Here is a 19167-nt window from a genome sequence, read left to right as displayed (position 1 = left end):
GCGCTTCTCGATTCCTGATCGATGGGCACGCATCAGGATCCGTGAGCGCCACTGCCGTCGCACGCCGTCAACTTCCCTCCTGTTCAAACGGGTTCCGTTTCCCCGACCGGTGTCACAGGGCCCGCCCCATGCACACGCGGGGCCAGCGGTCGAGGCCGTGTCGGGCCTCCTGCCGTCGGATCGCGCGCAGGCCCGGGGTGAGTTCCTCGTCGGTCAGGATCCGGAAGCCGCAGCGCAGGTAATAGGGGGCGTTCCAGGGCACGGCCGCGAAGGTGGTCAGGGTGAGCGCGGCGTCGCGCCGGGCGAGCGCGCGCAGCGCGGCGTGTTCCAGCAGGGCCCGGCCCACTCCCCTGCGGGCGCCGGCGGGATGCACCGAAACCTGCTCGACGTGGAGGGCGCCGTCGACGGGATCGGCGATGAGGTAGGCCAGCGGACGGTCGTCCGGGCCGACGGCCACCCAGGCCAGGCCGCTGCCGGCGTAGCGGGCGAGCTCCTCCAGGGGAAGCGGGTCGTCGTCGGCGACGGCGGGCATTCCGATGTCGCGGAAGCATTCGCCGGCGGCCCGTTCGATGTCCTGGCAGACCGGGAGGTCCGCGAGGACAGCTGCTCGTATGCGCATCCGGTCAGTGTCGCCGGGGCGGGGGCCGGTGTGCCAGGGTCCCGCCGACGCCGGCCCGTGCGATGGGTGCGCGGAGCGCGCGGTTCCCGGACGGCGGCGGCGGTCCGGGGAGCGGCGTACGGCGGCCGTGGAGCCGTCGTCATGCGGGCGCGATCAAACTGCGGCCGTTCCGTGCCCCGGCAGTGGCCGCGGTCGGGCCGCCCGGGCTCCGGCGGATCCCATACTTGGGGCTCATGAGAGGGATGGACAAGCCGCGCAACAGCCCCCTGGTGCCCGACGCCGTGAGCGCCGAGATCCTCCGGCACGACTGGGGGTCCGTCGAGTGTGGCTGCGGCCGTCCGGCGGAGCATCTGGAGGAGACCCTGTGGAATGCCGCCGAGGGGCATCCGGCGGCGTTCCACGCCCTGGAGGGCCACGTGTTCGCCGGGTCGCGGCTGCGGGCGCCCGCGCCGGCGGCCTGCGGGGTGCTGATGGCCGTGTGGGCGGCCGGGCCGCCCCGGCTGGCGACCCGCGAGGCGCTGCTGTGGACGCTGCTGGCCCTGCTGAACACGGAGGACGACGGCTCGTCGCACGAGGCCGGCCTGTACGGCCAGTGCGCCGCCTTCATCCGTACGGGCCTGCCGGGGCTGCACCGCGAGCGGGCGGCGGCCCCGGGCTCGGTGGCCGCCGCCTACGCCGACGGGATCCTGGCGCTCCTGGACCTCTCCGTCTGATCCCCGGCGCCGGCCCGCCCGCAGGCGCGCAGCAGGGCCGGGGTGACCTCCTCCAGGGAGGTCGCGAAGGTCCGGGCCGGCGTGCGCGGTACGTCGAGCAGCGAGGGCACCACGAGGACCGCGCAGCCCGCCGCCTCGGCGGAGGCCGCCCCGTCCGGGGAGTCCTCCACGGCGACGCACTCGTCCGGCGCCAGCCCGAGCCGCTCGGCGGCCGCGCGGTACGGATCGGGGTGCGGCTTCGTACGGTCGGTGTCGTCGGCGGAGAGGGTGAAGGCGAACGGGACGTGGGCGAGCGCGCCCCCGACGACCTCGTCGACGACGACGCGCGGTGAGGCGCTGACCAGTGCGAAGGGCACGTCCTGGGCGGCGAGGGCGGCCAGCAGCCGCTGGGCTCCCGGGCGCAGGGGCGCGCCGGCCGCGACCCGGCGGAAGAACCCGTCGGTGAGGGCGGCGGCGACCGTGGCGGCGTCCGCGCCGCCGGTGAGGCGTACGAGGTATTCCGCCGTGTCCTGGACGGCGCGGCCCACCACTTCGGGGGCATCGGCGGGACCGAGCCGGTGACCGAGCAGGTCCGCGACCTCCTCCGTGGCCCGCCACCACAGCACTTCGGTGTCGACGAGGGTGCCGTCCATGTCGAAGAGGACGGCGGCGGGCCCGCTCGGGTGGTCCGCGCCGGATCCGTCCGCGCGGTCCTCGCCGGGACCGTTCACGCCGACCTTCCCCGGATCGTGCACCGCGCCCTCCCCGGGACCGTTCACGCGGTCCTCGCCACGACCAGGACCGGCCGCTCGGTCAGGCCGACGGTGGCCCGCGCGCCGGGCACGAGGGCTCCGGCGTCCCGCGAGGGCAGGTCGGCCTTGACGCGGCTGCCGCCGGGCAGGTCGAGGTGGAGCCGGGTGACGGCGCCGAAGAAGGAGGCCGACACGACGGCGGCGGTGCCCGCCTCGTCGGCGGCCACGGTGACGTTCTCGGGGCGGACGAGGACCTCGACGTCCGGGGTGGTCGGGACCGGTCCGTCGACGGGCAGTCGGGTGCCCGCGACCTCCACCAGGCCGCCGTCGCCGAGCCGCCCGGGGAGCCGGTTCATGGTGCCGACGAATTCGGCGACGAAGGCCGTCGCGGGCCGTTCGTACAGTTCGGCGGGGGCCGCGCACTGCTCCAGTCGGCCGGCGTTCAGGACCGCGACCCGGTCGGCCATGGAGAGGGCCTCCTCCTGGTCGTGGGTGACGAACACGGTGGTGATGCCGAGGGAGAGCTGGAGCCGCCGGATCTCGTCGCGCAGGTTGGCCCGTACCTTGGCGTCCAGGGCCGACAGCGGTTCGTCGAGGAGCAGTACGCGGGGGCGCAGCGCCAGCGCGCGGGCCAGCGCGACGCGCTGCTGCTGGCCGCCGGACATCTGGTGCGGGTAGCGGTCGCCGTGCTCGGGGAGGCCGACCAGGTCGAGGAGTTCGGCCGCGCGCTCGGTGCGCCGGGCGGCCGGTACCTTGCGCACGCGCAGGCCGAAGGCGACGTTCTCGCGGGCGGTGAGGTTCGGGAAGAGGCTGTACGACTGGAAGACCATCCCGGCGTCGCGGCGGTTGGCCGGGACGCGGGTGATGTCCTCGCCGTCGACCAGGACCTCGCCGGAGTCGGGCTGCTCGAAGCCGGCGAGGACGCGCAGCGCGGTGGTCTTGCCGCAGCCGGAGGGTCCGAGGAGGGCGAGGAGTTCACCGGGGCGGGCGGTCAGGTCGAGGCCGTTGAGGGCGACGGTGGAGCCGAACGCCCTTCGCAGGTTGCGGAATTCGACGAGGGCGCCCGCGGCGGCGCCGCGGTCCGCCGGCGTCCCGACCGCGGCAGGGGTGGTGGACATGGGGTCAGGACTCCTTGCGGGAGGTGGTGGGGGCGGGCGAGGCGCCGGAGGCGTTCGTTCCGGCCCGCGAGAGGAGGAGCAGCAACAGCCAGGTGATGAGGAGGCTGAGGACGGAGACGGCCACCGACATCCGGGCCTGCGCCCCGGAGATCGTCACGATCCACACCGCGAAGGGCCGGAAGCCGAGCAGCGAGGCGATGGTGAATTCGCCGAGGACCAGCGCGAGGGTGAGGAAGGCCGCTCCGGCGAGGGAGGCCCGAAGGTTGGGGAGCAGCACCCGCAGGACGACGTACGGCCAACTCGCGCCGCAGCTGCGGGCGGCCTCGGTCAGCGTCGGTACGTCGACGGCGCGCAGGCCGGCGTCGAGCGAGCGGTACACGAAGGGCAGCGCCAGCACCGTGTAGGCGAGGACCAGGACGAACGGGAACCTCTCGTTCTGCACGGCGATGAACGTCTGGTAGAGCGGGGTCCGCGACAGGTGCTCGGGTCCCCAGCGCAGCACCGTGGTGATGCCGGTGACCAGGGCGATGGGCGGCACCACGAGCGGCAGCATGCACACGACCTCGACGACGGGGCGCAGCCGGGGCGAGCCGATGCGGACGGCGACCAGCGCGGGCACGGCCAGCAGCAGGGACAGCGCGATGGTGGCGGCGGCCAGGCCGAGGGAGAGCAGCAGGCTCTCGGTGAACCCCTCGGCGGCGAGGAGTTCGGTGTACGCCTCGAAGGTGACGCCCTGCCCGGGGACGTGCACGGTGAAGACGAAGGAGGCGACGAGCGGTACGAGGAAGTACGCGGCGGCCAGGCCGAGCACGGCTCCGCGCCAGATCCGCGGGCGCGGGCGGGGACGGCGTGCCGTCGGACGGGCTCCCGGGGCGGTGACGGCGTCGTCGTCCGTCTGCGGCAGGGTCGGGGTCATCGCAGCCATCGGGCGCTCCGTCGCTGGAGGGGCAGGTAGAGGGCCATGACCAGGCCGGCGATCAGGATCATGTCGAGGCCGAGGGCGAGCGCCACGTTCTCCTGGCCGGTCAGCACGTTGCCGGAGAGCGCGTCAGCGATCTTCAGGGTCACCAGCGGGACGGAGCCGCCGACGAGGGCCGCGGCCGTCGCGTGGGCGGCGAAGGCGGTCCCGAAGAGCAGGACGAACCCGCCGAGCAGGGAGGGTGCGAGCACCGGGAGGCCCACGTGGCGCCAGAACTGGCCCGCGGTGGCCCCGCTGTTCTGGGCGGCCTCGCGCCACTGGGGGCGCAGTCCGTCCAGCGCGGGGACGGTCACCAGGACCATCAGCGGGGTCAGGAAGTACAGGTAGACGACGGCCAGGCCGGTGAAGGAGTACAGGTTCCAGCCGAGGCCGGTGAGGTCGGCGAGCCGGGTGACGACCCCGGAGATCCCGACGGTGGCGATGAACGCGAAGGCGAGCGGCACCCCGCCGAAGTTGGCGAGCACCCCGGAGGCGGTCAGCGCAGCCGAGCGCAGCGCGGTGGAGCGGGAGGTGACCAGGGCCTGGGCGATGAGGACGCCCAGCACGGCGGCGAGGAACGCGGTCAGCGCGGAGAGCTGGACGCTGCCGACGAGCGAGCCGAGGTAGGGCCCCTGGAGGGAGCGCGCGAGGTGCTCCCCGGTGGCCCGGGTGGCGCCGGTGGCCGGGTCGGTGCTGGTGACCGCGCCGAAGGCGATCGCGCCGAGCGGGACGCCGAAGCAGAGCCCGGTGAAGGCGAGGAGGGGGAGGGCGGCGAGCCAGGTGCGCGGGCCGCGCCGCCGGCGGCGGGTGGTGCTGCCGCCGGCGGTCCCCTCCGTGAGGGGGGAGGTGGTGGGGGTGGACATCAGCTGAGGGCCTTGTCCCACTTCTCGGCGAGGGCGGCCTTGGCCTTGTCGAGCTCCTCCGAGGCGGGGAACGTCGGGGTGCCCTGGACCTGCGGGAGCGCGCCGATCGCGGCCTTGTCGGCGGTGCCGTCCTGGGTCATGCCGGGGAGCAGGACGGGGCGGGCGTGGCCGCGCAGCCAGATGTTCTGGCCCTCGGTGCTGTACAGGAACTCCATCCACAGGCGGGCGGCCGCCGGGTTGGGGGCGTCCTTGTTGATGGCCTGGGAGTAGTACTGGGCGTAGACGCCGTCGGTGGGTACGGCGACCTTCCAGTCGACGCCCTTGCCCTTGAACTGTTCGGCGTAGCCGGCGTTCAGGTAGTCCCAGTCGATGGAGATGGGCGTCTCGCCCTTCTCCACGGTGGCCGGGGTGGACTCGACGGGAATGAAGTTGCCGCTCTTGCGGAGCTGCCCGAAGAAGTCGATGCCGGGCTGGATGTCCCCGAAGGAGCCCTTGTTGGCCAGCGCTGCCGCGTACACGCCGCCGAAGGCGGAGCCCGACTTGGTGGGGTTGCCGTTGAGGGCGACCTTGCCCTTGTACTCGGGCTTGAGGAGGTCCGCGAAGGTCTGCGGGCAGGTGGGGACGCGGGCGGCGTCGCAGCCGATGGAGACGTAGCCGCCGTAGTCGTTGTACCAGCGGCCGTCCGCGTCCTTCTGCGAGCCGGGGATCTTGTCCCAGGCGGTGACCTTGTACGGGGCGAAGAGGTTCTCGGCGGCGCCGCTGCGGGCGAAGGCGATGCCCAGGTCGAGGACGTCGGGGGCGCGGTCCTGGCCCTTGCGGGACTTCACGGCCGCGATCTCGTCGGAGCTGGAGGCGTCCGGGTTCTCGCTGTTGACCTTGATCTTGGGGTACTTGGCCTGGAAGGCCTTCAGCATCTCGCCGTAGTTCGCCCAGTCCGGCGGGAGGGCGATGACGTTCAGCTTCCCCTCCTTCTCGGCGGCGGCGACGAGGGCCTCCATGCCACCGAGCTCGGCGAGCGAGGTCGCGGTGCCCGGCTGGGCCTTGCCCTTCGCGTCGCCGCCGGCACCGGCGGGCTGCTGCGGATCGGGCGCTGCGCCGCACGCGCTGAGCGTGGTGAGGACGGCGGCACTGAGCAGTACGGCCGCGCCGCGACGGGCGGAGGAACTGAGCACGGTCTCTCCCGGAGACAGATCCAACAAGGGGGTCGTTCACTTGTCTGAACAAGTTGGCTCCAGTTCGCCCGGGCGCGCTGTACGGACGGTGAACGGCGGCCGTCCGCCGGAGCACGCTTCGAGGAAGAGCGGAGAATGACCGAAAGGGGTCGTGACAGAACGGCCCGGATGATCATCGATGATGGGCGTGGCCCAGGGGGGTCGCAGGCGTCGGCGGGCAGGGGAACGGCATGGGGACCAGCGCGGCAAGCGGTACCGGCGGCAGCACCCGAAGCGGCACGGGCAGCGGCACGGGCAGGAGTGCGGGCAGCGGTGGCCGTGCCGGTTCCGGGTCCGGGACGGCCCGGTACCTGGAGATCGCGGAGGCGTTGCGGCGGGAGATCCTCTCCGGCGCCCACCCGGTCGGCAGCCGGCTGCCGTCGGAGAGCGACCTGGCCGCCGGCTGGTCCGCCTCGCGGGGCACCGTCCGCCAGGCGGTCGCCACCCTGGCCGCCGAGGGGCTCGTCGGCTCCAGCCAGGGTGCGCGCAGGATCGTCCTGCGCCAGGAGCGGCGGCACAGCTTCGGCGAGTTGAACAGCTTCGCACAGTGGGCCGAGGGGATCGGCCACGAGGTCCGCAGCCGTTTCCTGTCCCGCACGCGCCGGGCCGCGACGGCCGAGGAAGCGGAGCGGCTCGCCCTGCCGCCGGGTACGGAGATCCTCGCCGCGCTGCGGCTGCGCCTGCTCGACGGCGAGCCGACCATGGTGGAGCGGACCGCGTACGCCGACTGGGTCGCCGAGGCCGTGGAGGCGCTGCCGCCGGACTGCCGCTCGGTGATGGACGGTCTGGAGGCGGATTCCGGGGTCGTGGCCCAGTACGGCGAGCACCTCATCGACGCCCTCCCGGCGGGCAGCGAGGACGCCCGGTTGCTCGGGATCCGGCGCGGCAGCCCGTTGTTGCGTCAACGGCATGTCTCGGCCACCCGTACCGGACGCCCGATCGAGTGGTCCGACGACCGCTACCTGGCAGGAAGCGTCACCTTCAGTGTGAGCAACTCGGCGGTAGCAACGCCGTTGGAGCGCCACCACGGCACCGAACGCTGAACGCGGACGGCGCTCGTCGACCACCAGCGGGCAGGGGGACCCGGTACCGGCCCGACGCGGCCCGACGCGGCGTCAGCAGGTGGTTGTCGCGGTCGCCTCGGCCGTGTCGGCGACCGCTTCGTCGATCGCCGCCGGCAGCCAGTCCTCGGTCCGGGTGAAGGCGAAGCCGAGTCGTGCGGCGCGGCCGTTGTCCAGGGCGTAGGGCCGGTCGAACGAGAAGGGGGATGCCTCCCGCCCTCGCGGTACGGTCCGGTAGCGCGCCGGCCGGCCGGCCCGGGCGGCGACCAGCTCGCACAGCCGGGTGACCGTCAGCGCGCCCTCGGAGCTCGCGTTGACCGGGCCGGTGAAGCTGCCGGCCACCGTCCAGGCCAGGAACTCCGCGATCTCCCGGTGGTGGATGAACGAGGTGGGGTACGGGTGTTCGTGCACCTCGACGGGCAGCCCTGCGCCGATCCGTCCGACGTAGTGCGCGAGGCGCCCGGTGAACTCGGCCCGGCCGCCGCCCAGGACGTGCGCGGCGCGGACACTGACGTACGGGAACGCCGGATCGTTCAGGAACACCGCCTCGGCCCGCCGCTTGCCCTCGGCGTAGCCGGCGGCGGGACCCGGCGGCACGTCCGCGCCGGCGGCCGTCGGGAGGACCGGGGAGGAGATCAGGCGGTCGATGCTCTCCTCGACCACGGCGGCCGGCGCCGAGGGGGCCGGGGCACTCGGCGGCCGGGCGGAGCCTCCGTTCGGGTCGGGCCCGGGGAACGTCGCCGGGTCGTACACCTCCATCGTCGAGGTCATCACGTAGCGGCCGGTGCGCCCCCCGCCGAAGACCCGGCGGGCGACGGCCGCCTGCCGCGGGGTGTAGCAGACCTGGTCCACGACGGCGTCGAACGTGCGGGAGCCCAGTGCCGCGCGCAGTTGCCGTTCGTCGTCGCGGTCGGCCACCAGCCGGCCGACCCCCTCGGGCGGGAGGGCTGAGCCCCGGTTGAGGACGGTGACCTCGTTCCCGGCATCACGCAGGAGCGTGACCAGGTGCTTACCGAAATATCGGCTTCCGCCGATGACGAGCATGCGATCCATGCGGTCGACCCTGCCCGCGTATCGTCCCCGGTGGAACAGATCAGTTGCTGAACGCGTCGTAAGGAAAACTGTTGATCGATGTGCACCGGCTGCGCGTCCTGCTGGCCGTCGCCGAGCACGGCAGCTTCAACCGGGCCGCCTCCGCCCTGGGCCTGACGCCTTCGGCGGTCTCCCAACACATCGCCTCGCTCGAACGCGGGCTCGGCCGGCCGGTCGCCGTGCGCAGCACGCGCGGGGTCACCCTCACCGAGGCGGGCCGACTGCTGACGGAGACGGCGCGGACGATCGACGCCGAACTGAACCAGGTGCGCCACCGCATCGACCGGCTCGCCGCCCCCCGGCCGCGGTTGACGGTGGCCACCTTCACCAGCGGGGGCCGCCACCTGCTGCCGCCGGCGCTGACCGCCTTCGTGGCCGCCCACCCCGAGGTGGAACTGACCGTCCTGGAGGCCGAGCCGGAGGACGCGCTGCCCATGGTGCGCGGCGGCCAGGCCGACCTCGCGCTGACCTACCGCTTCGACGGCCCGCTGCCCTCGGGCGCGCCGGACGGCCGGGGCCCGACCGGGGTGAACTGGGTACCGCTGGCGGAGGATCCGCTGTACGCGGTCCTCCCGCCCGGCCACCCCCTCGCCGGCCGGGACGCCCTGGAGCCCGCCGAACTCGCCGCCGACCGCTGGGTGCTCGGCTGCCTCAAGACGGAGGCCCACCTGCGCCGGTACGCCGAACGGGTCGGGTTCGAGCTGCGGATCGCCGCCTCCACCACCGACTACTTCTTCGCGCAGACCCTCGTAGGGGCGGGCGTCGGCGTCGCCCTGATCCCGCACATCGGCCTGGCCCCGGCCGCGGGTTGCGCCGTCGTCCCCCTCGAACCACCGGGCCCCGCCCGGCACATCGGCATGGTCACCCCGCGCAGACCCTCACCGGAGCCGTACGCGAACGCCCTGACGGCCGCCCTGTCCGCGAGCGCGGCGGCGGCAACCCCGGCGGTGGATCGTGGCCCTGCCGGTCAGGGGGGACGCCCCCCGGGGTCTTCACCACGGCGCTGCTGAACGCCCGGGAGCGGCGCCGTGCCTCGGTCGCGGGCGTGGGGGTGGTCGGGCCGCGCCGAGGAGGGGTCGGTCCGTCAGCCGGGATCGCCCTTCCGGACGGTACGGAGGTGGTCCCGCGCCGCGGTGGCCGCGTCCCGGGCCTCCTTCGCGGCCCGGCCGGCGTCCCGGTGACGGGCCTCGGCCTCGGTGACCGCCGTGTAGGCCCGGTCGCGTGCGTCCCTCGCCCGCTCGGCCTCCCGTCCCAGGCGGGCCGCCTCGCCGTCGGCGTCGGCCGCCGAGGCCACCGCGTTCCGGCGGGCCTCGTCGGCCTCCCGCAGCTCGTCCTCGCGGGCGGTGGCATCCCGTTCGGCGTCCTCGAAGGCCGCCCCCGCCGCCTCCAGGCGCCCGTCGCGGCCGGCGTCGGGGTCCGCGCGGGCGTCGGCCCCACCACCACCGGCCCCACCACCACCGGCGCCACCATCGCCGTCGGCCCCGCCGCCCGCCGCCGCCCCGTCGGCGTCCTGACGCCGACCCTCCGCCCGTACGGCGTCCGGGTCGACGGCGGGGAACCGCGACTCGGGCTCGGGGGTCCGTACGAGCCGGCCCGAGGCCCACTGCGCGGCCGCCTCCGGTCCGGCCAGGACCGCGTACAGGATCCGCTCCACCTCCCGCACCACCGGTTCCGAGATCGGCGAGCCCGCTTCCCCGGTCAGCCGGCCGGCCTCCCGGGCGAGGGCTCCGATCACCACGTGCTGCTGGTGGGACAGGGCCCGCAGCCGCTCGCCGTCCAGCGCGTGGTGCGCGGTGCGCAGGGCCTGCCCGAGCTGGAGGAACTGTTCGGCCTCCGCCGGCTGGGACCGTACGAGCAGGTTGCAGGCCCAGGCGGCCAGGGTGGGCCGGCGCAGGGCCGTGATGCGTCGCGCGGCCTGCGGTCCGTCCTCCTTCTTCGCGCGGGCCGCGGCCTCGGCCCGCGCCGCCGTGAAGCCCGATGGGTGCGCCGCGTACAGCGCGTCGATGACCTCGTCCACGTCCACCCGCCCCACTGTCGGCCATCACCGGCCGGCCGCGCGGTACCGCGTCCGCCCCGCGCCGCCGGGCGGGCGCACGGGGTGCCCCGGGCGGGTGAGGAAGATCGCCGGAACGGGTCAGCGGGTCGCCCCGCGCGGGTGAAGTGTGCGCCGGGGCCGCTTCCCCGACCGGGGCACGGCCCGTTGGAGGGGGCATGAACGCTCCCATAGACGCCCCGATACTGCCCGCGGCCCGCGATCTGACCGCCCCGTCCGCACCGACCGCCTCAGCCGCCCCTACCGTCCCGCCGGGGCCGCCGGAGCCCCAAGATCCGCGCGCACCGGCCGGGTCCGCCGACGCGGGGGCCGATGCCGGTCCGGACCCGCTCCCCCGCATACGGTCCACGTTCCGCGACGGCGTCCTGACCGTCGCCCTGGCCGGGGAGTTCGACCACTACACCTGCGCCCCCTTGCGCGGGCTCCTCGACGAAGGGGCCATGCGCGGCGCACACCACCTCGTCCTCGACGCGACCCTGGTCTCCTTCTGCGATTCCGCCCTGCTGGACGCGCTGGACCGGTGGGTCCTGAGCGGCCGCTCCTGGGAGCTTGCCGGCGCCTCCCGTTCCGTCCGGCTCCTGTTGTCCCTGGAGGAACGGATCCGGTCGGCGAACGGCGTCCCCCAGGGGGTGGGCCGGTGACCTTCGCGGCGCTCACCCTGATCCCACTGCTGCTGGCCCTCGCTCTGGCCCGGCAGTTGCCGCCGCCTGCGGAACGCCGGAGGCCGACCGTCAGTCCGTCGACTCCTCCACGATCCGCCCGTCACGCAACTCCACCACCCGGTCGGCGAGTTCGATCATCGTCGGATCGTGGGTGGCGACCAGTGCGGTGACGCCCTCGCTGCGCACCACGGCGCGCAGCAGCCGCATGATGGAGCGGCCGGTGTCGGAGTCCAGTTGGCCGGTGGGCTCGTCCGCGATGATCAGGGCGGGCTCGTTGGCCAGCGCGCGGGCCACGGCGACGCGCTGCTGTTGACCTCCCGAGAGTTCGCCGGGGCGCTGCTCGGCGTGGTCGGCGAGGCCGACCAGGGCGAGCAGCGTGCGCACCCGTTCCTCGCGCTGCTTCGCCGGGACCTTGCGCATCCGCATCGGGACGCCGATGTTCTCGGCGGCGCTCAGCACCGGGATCAGTCCGAAGGACTGGAAGACGAAGCCGATCCGGTCGCGGCGCAGGGCGAGGAGTCCGTCCTCGTCCAGCCCGGCCAGGTCGGTTCCGTCGAGTTCGACGGTGCCGCCGGTCGGGGTGTCGAGTCCTCCGACCAGGTTCAGCAGGGTGGTCTTGCCGGAGCCCGACCGTCCCTTGAGCGCGGTGAGTTCACCGCGTCGCGCCTCGAACGTGACGCCTCTCAGGGCGTGTACGGCGTGTTCTCCCGTACCGAAGCTCTTGCGCAGGTCGCGCACCACCATCATGGACGTCACGGTGGCCGCGTTCTCCTGCTGCTTCATGGCGGACTTCCCTTCGGGCCGGCTCGCTTGCGCACTTTCAATTCCGAATATGCTCATCTGTCACGTCAAACATACAAGTCCCTTCCACTGTCGGATCGAATCTGACAGCATCGTCCGCTATCCGGTGCCACTGGTCCGGATGGGGGGAAGGAAGGCACATGATCGGCTTTGTCGTGCGCCGGATGCGCGGGCGACTGCCGCTCGCGGCCGCCGCGTTGCTCACCGCACTGATCACCACGACCACGCTGACGGCGCTGCTCGCCTTCACCCGGAACGTGGGCGACGCGGCGATGCGACAGGCGCTGACCGGCCCGGGACAAGCCAGGACCTCCGTCCTCCTCTCCGCCGAACACGGCCTGGACACCCGCGCCGGGGACGACGAGAACACGCGCGCCTTCGGCGCCGCTCTGTTCGGGCCGCTGCCGTTCGAGGTCGAGAGCGTGGCACGCAGCCGTTCGTACGGGCTGCCCGGTGGACCGGGCGCGGCCGGCGGGGACGCCGACCTGACCGTTCTCGCCGCGCTCGACCAGCGGCGCGTACGTCTCCTCGCGGGCCGGTGGCCCGAAGCCGTGGCCGGGCGGCCCGAGGGGATACCGGTGGCCGTGCCGCAGGCGGCGCTGAGCCGGCTGCGGCTCGACGCGGCGGCCCTGCCCGCCGAGGTCCGTCTCGACGACCGCTACGGCGGCGCCCCGCTGACGGTGCTGGTCACCGGGGTCTACCGGGCCACCGACCGCGACGCCCCCTACTGGCGGCTCGACCCGCTCGGGGGCCGCGAACTCCAGGTCGCCGCCTTCGCCACCTACGGCCCGATGCTCGTCCACGACTCCGCCTTCACGGCCGGCGCCCTGGTGCAGAACAGCCGCGCGACACTGCTGACCGCCGACTTCTCGAACGCGAGCGCCGCGCAGGTCGAAGGGGTCCGCGAGCGCGCTCCGGCCCCCGGCGCGAGGGTGTCCGGGCTGACGCCGAGCACCGAACTACCGGAGTACCTGCGGGGGCTCGACACCGCTCGGCAGGTGGCCCGCTCCACCCTGGCCGTCGGCGCGCTCCAGTTGGCCGTACTCGCGGCGGCGACCCTGCTCCTGGTCGCCCGGCTGCTGACGGAACGCCAGGAACCCGAACGGGTCCTGCTCACCGCGCGCGGTGCCTCCCGTCGGCGCCTGGGGATGCTCACGGCCACCGAGGCGCTGCTGCTCGCCCTGCCCGCCGCCGCCCTGGCGCCGCTGCTCACCCCACCGCTGCTGCGCGTCGCCGCCGCTCACGGCCCGCCGGCCGGGACACCGACGCAGACCGGAGGCGGCTGGGTGCTGTGGCCGGTCGCGGCCGGGTGCGCACTGCTGTGCGTCCTGTTGACCGCGTTGCCCTCCGTGCTGCGCGGCTCGGCCGCCGGCGTCCTCGCCCGCGTCGGGGGCCGTCGCGGCCGCGTCTCGGCGGCCGCCCGCTCCGGACTCGACCTGGCGGTGGTCGCGCTCGCCTTCCTCGCCTACCGGCAACTCGACCGGTACGGCGGCGCCGGGTCCACCGGGGGCGGGGACGCCGGGGGGCTCGGCGTGGACCCGCTCCTGGTCGCCGCCCCCACCCTCGCCCTGTGCGCGGGCACCCTCCTCGTCCTGCGCGTGCTGCCGTTCGCCGCGCTGCTGGGCGGGTGGCTCGCGGCCCGGGGTCGGGGGCTGGGCCGGGCCCTCGTCGGCTGGCAGCTCGCACGCCGTCCCGCGGCGGCCACCGGGCCCGTCCTGCTGCTGGTCCTCGCCGTGTCCAGCGGGGTCCTCGCGCTGGGCCAGCACTCCGCCTGGTCCGACTCGCAGCGCGACCAGGCCGACTTCACCACCGCCGGCGGGCTGCGGATCACCGGCGGCGACCTGGCGCCCCTGGGCCAGGGCGGCCGGTACGCGGCCCTGCCCGGTGGCGAACGGAGCACCCCGGTGCTCCGGGCGCAGCACGCGCTGCCGGACACCGGCGTCGGCGAACTCCTCGCGCTGGACTCCGCCGCCGTCGCCCGGACGGTGCCGCTGCGCGCCGACCTGCGCGACGGACGGCCCATGCGGGCACTCTTCGGGCCGCTCTCGGTACCCCCGGAAGGCGGCGCCGGGATGGAACTGCCGGGAGCGCCCCGGCGGATCGACCTCGACGTATCGCTTCGGACCCGCGGGAACGGCGGCGACCCCCGGTTGGGCGTACTGCTGCGCGACCGGTTCGGCCTGACCCACCGGGCGCCGGCGGTGGCCCTGACCGAGGGCGACGGCACCGTCTCCGTGGACGTCGCGGCCCTGGCCGGCGCCCCGTTCGGTTCCGTCGCCCCGCCCCTGACGATCGCCGGGTTCACACTGGCCTACGGAACCGAACCCGGCTACTTCGCCCCGTCGGGCGCGGGCCGGCCGGTCGCCGGGGAGGTGACGCTGCGCCGGGTGGCGGTGACCGACTCCGCCGGTGGCCCCGCGGTCCCCGTCACGACGCCCGCGCCCGCCTGGGACCTGGCGACCCCGATGCTGGGCGACGGCGTGCCCGCGGGCCGGTCGACGCCGGCCGAGGAGTCGACCGGGGCCCTGATGGGCCTGCGCTACCAGGGCGGGTCCGCGACCGGCGGACTCACCCTCACCCTGACCCCGGCCCGCAGCGCCGCCGCGGAGCTGCCCGGCCTCGCCACGGTCGGCTACCTGCGCAGCGTGGGGGCCGAGCCCGGCGACGTGATCCGGGTCCGGCTGGGCATGGACGTCCTCCCCGTCCGGATCACCGGGACCGTCGCCTCGCTGCCCGTGGCGGGCGACCGGGCGATCGCCGTCGACCTCGCCACCGCCGGCCGACTGCTCGCCACCATGGACGGGCACGCGCTGCCCGCCCCCGACGAGTGGTGGCTGCCCGCCGCCTCCGCCGACGATCCCGCCCCGGCCCGGGCCGCCGCCGAACTGCGCGCGTCCGCCGGGTCGCAGCAGGTCCTGCTGCGCGAGGACGTCGCCGCCGAACTCCTCGACGACCCGCTCAGCGCCGGGCCGCGGACGGCCCTCGCCGCACTCGCCGTGGCCTGCGCGGTGCTGGCCGCGATCGGTTTCGCCGCCGCCGCGACCGCCGCCGCACGCCGCCGCGCCCGGGAGTCCGCGATCCTGCTGGCCCTCGGGGCGCCCCGGCGGGCCCTGTCCGGGGCCGCCGCGGCCGAGGGCTGCGTCCTGGTCGGCATCGGTACGGCCGTGGGCCTGGGCCTCGGCGCGTTCATCGTGCACACGACGGTGCCGCTGATGGTCCTGACCCCGAGTGCGGCCCGGCCCGTCCCGCACGTGCTGGTGGACCTGCCGGAGCTGCGGATGCTGGCGCTGACCGCCACCATCGCCGTCGTGCCCCTGCTGTCGGCCGTGCTCGGCGGCCGGCGCGATCGAGGAGTGGCCGCCCGGCTGCGCCACGTGGAGGAGATGTGACCAGCCCGTTCCCCGGCCGCCGGGACGAGCGACCCGAACCGGGCCCCGCCACGACCGCCGCACGCCGGCGCCGGGAGACCACCTGGGTGTGGACCAGGCTGCGGGCCGCCCCCGCCGCCGCGCTGCTCACGGCCGTACTGGTGTTCGTGTCCGTGCTGCTGGCCACCGCCCTGCCGCGCGCCCTGGACCGGGGCGCCGACCAGGCCCTGCGCGAGTTCCTGCACGCCGCCGGACCGGGTCCCACCAGCCTGTACGCGTCCGCCAAGTCCCGCCCGGCGATGGCGTCCCAGCAGGACCTGGAGGCCTCGCTGGGCATCCTGCGCGCCCGCACGGGCGGTGCCTTCCGGATCGCCGGCTCCGGGCCGGTGTACGGGGCCCAGGGCGTCAAGCCCCGCGCCCTCGCCAACAAGGAACTCGCCGTACTCGACGAACTGCCGCCCCAGATCAACTTGTTGTTCCTCCCTCAGGCCGGCGCGCACGCCCGGCTCGTGGAGGGCCGCTGGCCGGGGGGCCGCGCCGAGGGGCCGGTACCCGTCGCCCTGTCCAAGAGCGCCGCCGACACGCTCAAGGCCGAGGTCGGCACCGTCCTGAAGCCGGCGGACACGCTCTCCGCGCCGATCACCGCCGAGGTCGTCGGCCTCTACACCGTCGACGACCCCTCCGACGCGTTCTGGACCGACCTCAACTGCGCGACCCGGGCCTGCTACCCGAACAACGGCGGCTGGCTCGCCTCCGCCCTGGTCGGCCCGGACGCACTCGACCGGCTCGCCCCCTGGGGCGGCGGCTCCGCGGACTTCTGGCGACTTCCCGTGGACACGACCCCCCTGCGCGCCGACCGGCTGCCCGACGTCACGCGCGAGATCTCCGCCTACGTCGCCGGCCCCACCTCCACCGCGCTGTCCCACGAGAGCGGCCGCGTCGATCTGCGGATCACCTCCGACCTCCCCCGTCTGTTCGGCGAGTTCCGGACCCAACAGCAGGCCGCCGCCCCCCTCGCGGCGATCGGACCGGCCGGGGTGGCGGGCGTGGCACTGGTGGTGTTCGGCCTGGCCGCCGGGCTCGGCGGTGACCGGCGCCGGGCGGAGCTCCTGCTGCTGCGGGCCCGTGGCGGTTCGCGCGCGGGCATCGTCCGCCGCCTCCTCGCCGAGGGCGCCCTGACCGTCCTGCCCGCCTCCGCCCTCGGGGCCGCCCCGGCCCTGGCGCTGTTGCCGACCCCACGGCTGGGCGCCGCCCTGTGCGCCGCCCTGGCCGTCACCCTCGTGGCGCTGCTGGCCTTCCCCGTACGGGCCTTCGCGCTGCTGTCCGCCCCCCGGGAGCCGGCTCCGCGCCGCCGGCTGGTCGCCGAGCTGCTCGTCGTCGCCGCGACGGTCGCGGCCGTCGCGGAGGCCCGCCGGCGCGGCGTCGCCCCGGCCGGTGCGGGCCTCGACCCGCTGCTGGTCGCCGCCCCGCTGCTGATCGCCCTGTCCGGGGCGCTGCTGCTGGCCAGGGTCCAACCCCTGGTGGTGCGGGCGCTGGCCGTGGCCGGGGCCCGGCGGGCCGGGGTGGTCGGCTTCCTCGGTCTGGCCCGGGCCGCCCGCGGACCCGCGGGCCGCGCCCGGCCCTCCGTACTGCCCCTGATCGCGCTGTTGTTGGCCGTCACCACGGGCGGGTTCGGGGCGGCCGTGCTGACCGGTGTGGACGCGGCCCGAGCCCGGGTGGCGCGGGCCGAGGCGGGCGGCGACGTCCAGGTGGTCGCCCCTGCGGGGCAGTCGGTGCCGCCGGAGTTCGCCCGGGCCGCGGGCGCGCTGCCCGGCGTACGGACCTCCCTGGGCGTGTGGATCGACGGGGAGGCCGCCGTCGTCGACGCCGGCGGTGTCGCCACGCCGGTCACGGTGGTCGTCGCCGAGCCGGAGGCCTACGCCGAACTCGCCCGTACGGTGGGCCGCGGCGGGTTCGACGCCGCGCTCCTCGGCGGCGCCGTCGAGGCGAGCGCGCCGGTTCCCGCCCTGGTCAGCGGTGACCTGTCCGGGCGGGCGCCCGAGGGCGGCCACCGGGTGCGACTGCGCGACGGCAGGGACCTCCGGGTGAAGCCGGTGGCCGTGGTCGACGGCACCCCGGCGCGGCCGGGCGTCGCGGCGGCCACGATCGTGCTGCCGGCCGGCCCCGTCACCGCGCGGGCGCCGCAGGCCGCGAACGCCACCCACTGGTTCGCCGTCGGCCGGGCCGACACGGACCGGGTGCGCGAACTGCTCCGTACGAGCGCGCCCGGCTCGGCCGACCGCTACCTCGTCCACACGAGCGCCGAGGTCTCCGCGCGGCTGGACTCCAGCCCCCTCCAGCACGCCGCCGGGCGGCTGTTCCTGGCCTCCCTCGCGGGCGCCGCCGGCTTCGCGCTGCTGGCCGTCCTGCTCGGGCTGGTCCGGGCCGCCCCCGAACGAGGAGCGCTGCTGGCCCGGTTGCGCACCATGGGGTTGAGGCCCCGGCAGGGCATCGCCCTGGTCCTGACGGAGGCGCTGCCCCAGGTGCTGGCGGCCGCGGTCGGCGGGATCCTGACCGCGGCCGTCGCCGTCCGCGTGCTGGGCGTGTCCGTGGACCTGTCGGCGCTGGTCGGCGCGGCCGTGCCGACCGGGCTGCGGCTGACCGCCGCGCCGGTCCTCGTCCCCGCCCTGGGCATGGCGCTGCTGGCGGCGCTGGCCGTGCTCGCCGAGGCGGCGGTGTCCGGCCGGCGCCAGATCATCACCGAGTTGAGAGCGGGAGACCAACGTTGAACAGCGAAGCGCCCACGTACGAGGAGCTGCGCCGGCAGGCGCTGGCCGCCGCCGAACCGCGCGCCCGGGACGCCGGCACCGCCATCGTCTGCGACCGTCTCGTACGCATCTTCAGCGCGGACGGGGTGGAGGTGCAGGCGCTCCAGGGGCTGGAGTTGACGGTTTCCCGGGGTGATCTGGTGGCCCTCGTCGGCGCCTCCGGGAGCGGCAAGTCCACGCTGTTGAACATTCTGGCGGGGCTGGACGTCCCGACGGCCGGGAAGGCGGCCGTCGGCGGCTACGACCTGCTGGAGATGTCGGCCCGCGACCGGTTGCGCTACCGCCGCGAGGCGGTGGGATTCGTCTGGCAGCAGACCTCGCGCAACCTCCTGCCGTTCCTGACAGCTGCTCAGAACATCGCGTTGCCGATGCAGTTGAAGGGCGGCGGACGCAAGGCGGCGACCCAGCGCGCCCAGCGGGTGGGGATGCTGCTGGAGGCCTTGAAGATCGGCGGTCTCGGCGACCGCCGACCGGCCGAATTGTCCGGCGGGCAGCAGCAGCGCGTCGCGATCGCGGTGGCCATGGCCAACGACCCGGCGGTGCTCCTGGCCGACGAACCGACCGGCGAGCTGGACTCCGAGACCGGCGCCACCGTCTTCGAGGCGTTCCGCTCGGTCAACCGGGAGCTGGGCGCGACCGTGGTCATCGTGACACACGACCCGATGGTTGCGGGCGAGGTCCGCCGTACGGTGGCCATCAGGGACGGCCGCACCAGCAGCGAGGTCCTGCGCCGCACGGTCACCGACGAGCACGGCGCGGAGTCGATCAGCGAACGCGAGTACGTCATGCTCGACCGCAGCGGTCGGGTCCAGCTGCCGCCCAAGTTCCTGGAGGCGCTGGGCATGGAGGACCGGGTGGCGGTGGACCTGGCCCCCGACCACATCGAGGTCCGCCGGCACGACGCGCAGGAGACGACGGACCCCGGAGCCGCCTCCGGCTCCGGCTCCGGGCCGCGATAGGGCCGGCGGCTCGACGGCCCCGTCCGGTCGCCACCGCGCTCCCGGAGCGCCCCTTCCCGCCGTTGTCCGCCCCCGCCCACCTGCGGCGACGGCGCGTGCGTCACTTCCTCGGTCCGGGTGTCGTTAGGCGCACGGGGTTGACTCGGGGGCG

General features: G+C 75.3%; 16 protein-coding genes. 7 read left to right on the top strand and 9 right to left on the bottom strand.

Going from position 1 to position 19167, the window contains the following annotated elements:
• Window positions 1-112 precede the first annotated feature (112 nt).
• Window positions 113-619, bottom strand: coding sequence for a GNAT family N-acetyltransferase (locus ACFY0I_RS09795; RefSeq protein ID WP_388892584.1), 507 nt, complete (start codon window positions 617-619; stop codon window positions 113-115).
• A gap of 233 nt (window positions 620-852) precedes the next feature.
• Here ACFY0I_RS09795 and ACFY0I_RS09790 point away from each other — a divergent pair, with 233 nt between their 5' ends.
• Window positions 853-1332 (top strand): hypothetical protein, encoded by a 480-nt coding sequence (locus ACFY0I_RS09790; RefSeq protein ID WP_388892582.1) that lies wholly within the window; start codon window positions 853-855, stop codon window positions 1330-1332.
• On the opposite strand, the gene ACFY0I_RS09785 is transcribed toward ACFY0I_RS09790, so the two are convergent.
• From ACFY0I_RS09785 to ACFY0I_RS09765, 5 genes are read right to left on the bottom strand one after another with little or no spacing between them, the layout of a single operon-like run.
• Window positions 1290-2042, bottom strand: a complete 753-nt coding sequence (locus tag ACFY0I_RS09785; RefSeq protein WP_388892812.1) for an HAD family hydrolase — start codon at window positions 2040-2042, stop codon at window positions 1290-1292. The genes ACFY0I_RS09790 and ACFY0I_RS09785 overlap by 43 nt on opposite strands.
• Window positions 2043-2086: 44 nt before the next feature.
• A complete protein-coding gene (locus tag ACFY0I_RS09780) occupies window positions 2087-3181 on the bottom strand; it encodes an ABC transporter ATP-binding protein (RefSeq protein WP_388892580.1) in 1095 nt (364 codons plus the stop codon).
• A 4-nt stretch (window positions 3182-3185) separates the two neighbouring features.
• A complete protein-coding gene (locus ACFY0I_RS09775; protein ID WP_388892578.1) occupies window positions 3186-4106 on the bottom strand; it encodes an ABC transporter permease in 921 nt (306 codons plus the stop codon).
• Entirely contained in the window at window positions 4094-5002 is a 909-nt protein-coding gene (locus ACFY0I_RS09770; RefSeq protein WP_388892576.1) for an ABC transporter permease, read from the bottom strand. Before ACFY0I_RS09770 ends, ACFY0I_RS09775 begins: the two co-directional genes overlap by 13 nt.
• Window positions 5002-6174 (bottom strand): extracellular solute-binding protein, encoded by a 1173-nt coding sequence (locus ACFY0I_RS09765; RefSeq protein WP_388892574.1) that lies wholly within the window; start codon window positions 6172-6174, stop codon window positions 5002-5004. The genes ACFY0I_RS09770 and ACFY0I_RS09765 overlap by 1 nt, the downstream gene beginning before the upstream one ends.
• A gap of 230 nt (window positions 6175-6404) precedes the next feature.
• On the opposite strand from ACFY0I_RS09765, the gene ACFY0I_RS09760 reads away from it, so the two are divergent.
• Window positions 6405-7256 carry a GntR family transcriptional regulator gene (locus ACFY0I_RS09760; RefSeq protein WP_388892572.1) on the top strand — a complete coding sequence of 284 codons (852 nt, stop codon included), beginning with the start codon at window positions 6405-6407 and terminating at the stop codon, window positions 7254-7256.
• Between the two features lie 72 nt (window positions 7257-7328).
• Here the strand turns inward: ACFY0I_RS09760 and ACFY0I_RS09755 are convergent, their stop codons facing one another.
• Window positions 7329-8327 (bottom strand): NAD-dependent epimerase/dehydratase family protein, encoded by a 999-nt coding sequence (locus ACFY0I_RS09755; protein WP_388892570.1) that lies wholly within the window; start codon window positions 8325-8327, stop codon window positions 7329-7331.
• Window positions 8328-8398: 71 nt separating this feature from the next.
• Between ACFY0I_RS09755 and ACFY0I_RS09750 the strand changes: the two genes are divergently transcribed.
• A complete protein-coding gene (locus tag ACFY0I_RS09750; protein ID WP_388892568.1) occupies window positions 8399-9376 on the top strand; it encodes a LysR family transcriptional regulator in 978 nt (325 codons plus the stop codon).
• A gap of 74 nt (window positions 9377-9450) precedes the next feature.
• Here ACFY0I_RS09750 and ACFY0I_RS09745 read toward each other — a convergent pair whose 3' ends face one another.
• On the bottom strand, window positions 9451-10389 hold the full coding sequence (locus tag ACFY0I_RS09745; protein WP_388892566.1) for a hypothetical protein: 939 nt from the start codon (window positions 10387-10389) through the stop codon (window positions 9451-9453).
• A gap of 188 nt (window positions 10390-10577) precedes the next feature.
• Between ACFY0I_RS09745 and ACFY0I_RS09740 the strand changes: the two genes are divergently transcribed.
• Window positions 10578-11060: an STAS domain-containing protein gene (locus ACFY0I_RS09740; protein WP_388892564.1), complete on the top strand. Its 483-nt coding sequence runs from the start codon at window positions 10578-10580 to the stop codon at window positions 11058-11060.
• Window positions 11061-11150: 90 nt separating this feature from the next.
• Here the strand turns inward: ACFY0I_RS09740 and ACFY0I_RS09735 are convergent, their stop codons facing one another.
• Window positions 11151-11864, bottom strand: coding sequence for an ABC transporter ATP-binding protein (locus tag ACFY0I_RS09735; RefSeq protein ID WP_388892562.1), 714 nt, complete (start codon window positions 11862-11864; stop codon window positions 11151-11153).
• Window positions 11865-12022: 158 nt separating this feature from the next.
• Between ACFY0I_RS09735 and ACFY0I_RS09730 the strand changes: the two genes are divergently transcribed.
• From ACFY0I_RS09730 to ACFY0I_RS09720, 3 genes are read left to right on the top strand one after another with little or no spacing between them, the layout of a single operon-like run.
• Complete coding sequence (locus ACFY0I_RS09730) at window positions 12023-15271, top strand: FtsX-like permease family protein (RefSeq protein ID WP_388892560.1); 3249 nt, start codon at window positions 12023-12025, stop codon at window positions 15269-15271.
• Complete coding sequence (locus ACFY0I_RS09725; RefSeq protein ID WP_388892559.1) at window positions 15268-18018, top strand: hypothetical protein; 2751 nt, start codon at window positions 15268-15270, stop codon at window positions 18016-18018. Before ACFY0I_RS09730 ends, ACFY0I_RS09725 begins: the two co-directional genes overlap by 4 nt.
• Window positions 18015-19016: an ABC transporter ATP-binding protein gene (locus tag ACFY0I_RS09720; protein ID WP_388892557.1), complete on the top strand. Its 1002-nt coding sequence runs from the start codon at window positions 18015-18017 to the stop codon at window positions 19014-19016. Before ACFY0I_RS09725 ends, ACFY0I_RS09720 begins: the two co-directional genes overlap by 4 nt.
• Window positions 19017-19167: the final 151 nt, after the last annotated feature.

Source organism: Streptomyces sp. NPDC001568 (genome assembly GCF_042893755.1).
Classification (GTDB): domain Bacteria; phylum Actinomycetota; class Actinomycetes; order Streptomycetales; family Streptomycetaceae; genus Streptomyces.
The sequence above is the reverse complement of the archived record's forward strand: the minus strand, read 5'-3'. Positions and strand labels throughout refer to the sequence as shown.

Bases quoted from the DNA above. Each gene is read 5' to 3' on its own strand.
- ACFY0I_RS09790 (WP_388892582.1), top strand. From the start codon at position 853: ATGAGAGGGATGGACAAGCCGCGCAACAGCCCCCTGGTGCCCGACGCC.
- ACFY0I_RS09770 (WP_388892576.1), bottom strand. From the start codon at position 5,002: ATGTCCACCCCCACCACCTCCCCCCTCACGGAGGGGACCGCCGGCGGC.
- ACFY0I_RS09775 (WP_388892578.1), bottom strand. From the start codon at position 4,106: ATGGCTGCGATGACCCCGACCCTGCCGCAGACGGACGACGACGCCGTC.
- ACFY0I_RS09760 (WP_388892572.1), top strand. From the start codon at position 6,405: ATGGGGACCAGCGCGGCAAGCGGTACCGGCGGCAGCACCCGAAGCGGC.
- ACFY0I_RS09730 (WP_388892560.1), top strand. From the start codon at position 12,023: ATGATCGGCTTTGTCGTGCGCCGGATGCGCGGGCGACTGCCGCTCGCG.
- ACFY0I_RS09780 (WP_388892580.1), bottom strand. From the start codon at position 3,181: ATGTCCACCACCCCTGCCGCGGTCGGGACGCCGGCGGACCGCGGCGCC.
- ACFY0I_RS09755 (WP_388892570.1), bottom strand. From the start codon at position 8,327: ATGGATCGCATGCTCGTCATCGGCGGAAGCCGATATTTCGGTAAGCAC.
- ACFY0I_RS09735 (WP_388892562.1), bottom strand. From the start codon at position 11,864: ATGAAGCAGCAGGAGAACGCGGCCACCGTGACGTCCATGATGGTGGTG.
- ACFY0I_RS09795 (WP_388892584.1), bottom strand. From the start codon at position 619: ATGCGCATACGAGCAGCTGTCCTCGCGGACCTCCCGGTCTGCCAGGAC.
- ACFY0I_RS09740 (WP_388892564.1), top strand. From the start codon at position 10,578: ATGAACGCTCCCATAGACGCCCCGATACTGCCCGCGGCCCGCGATCTG.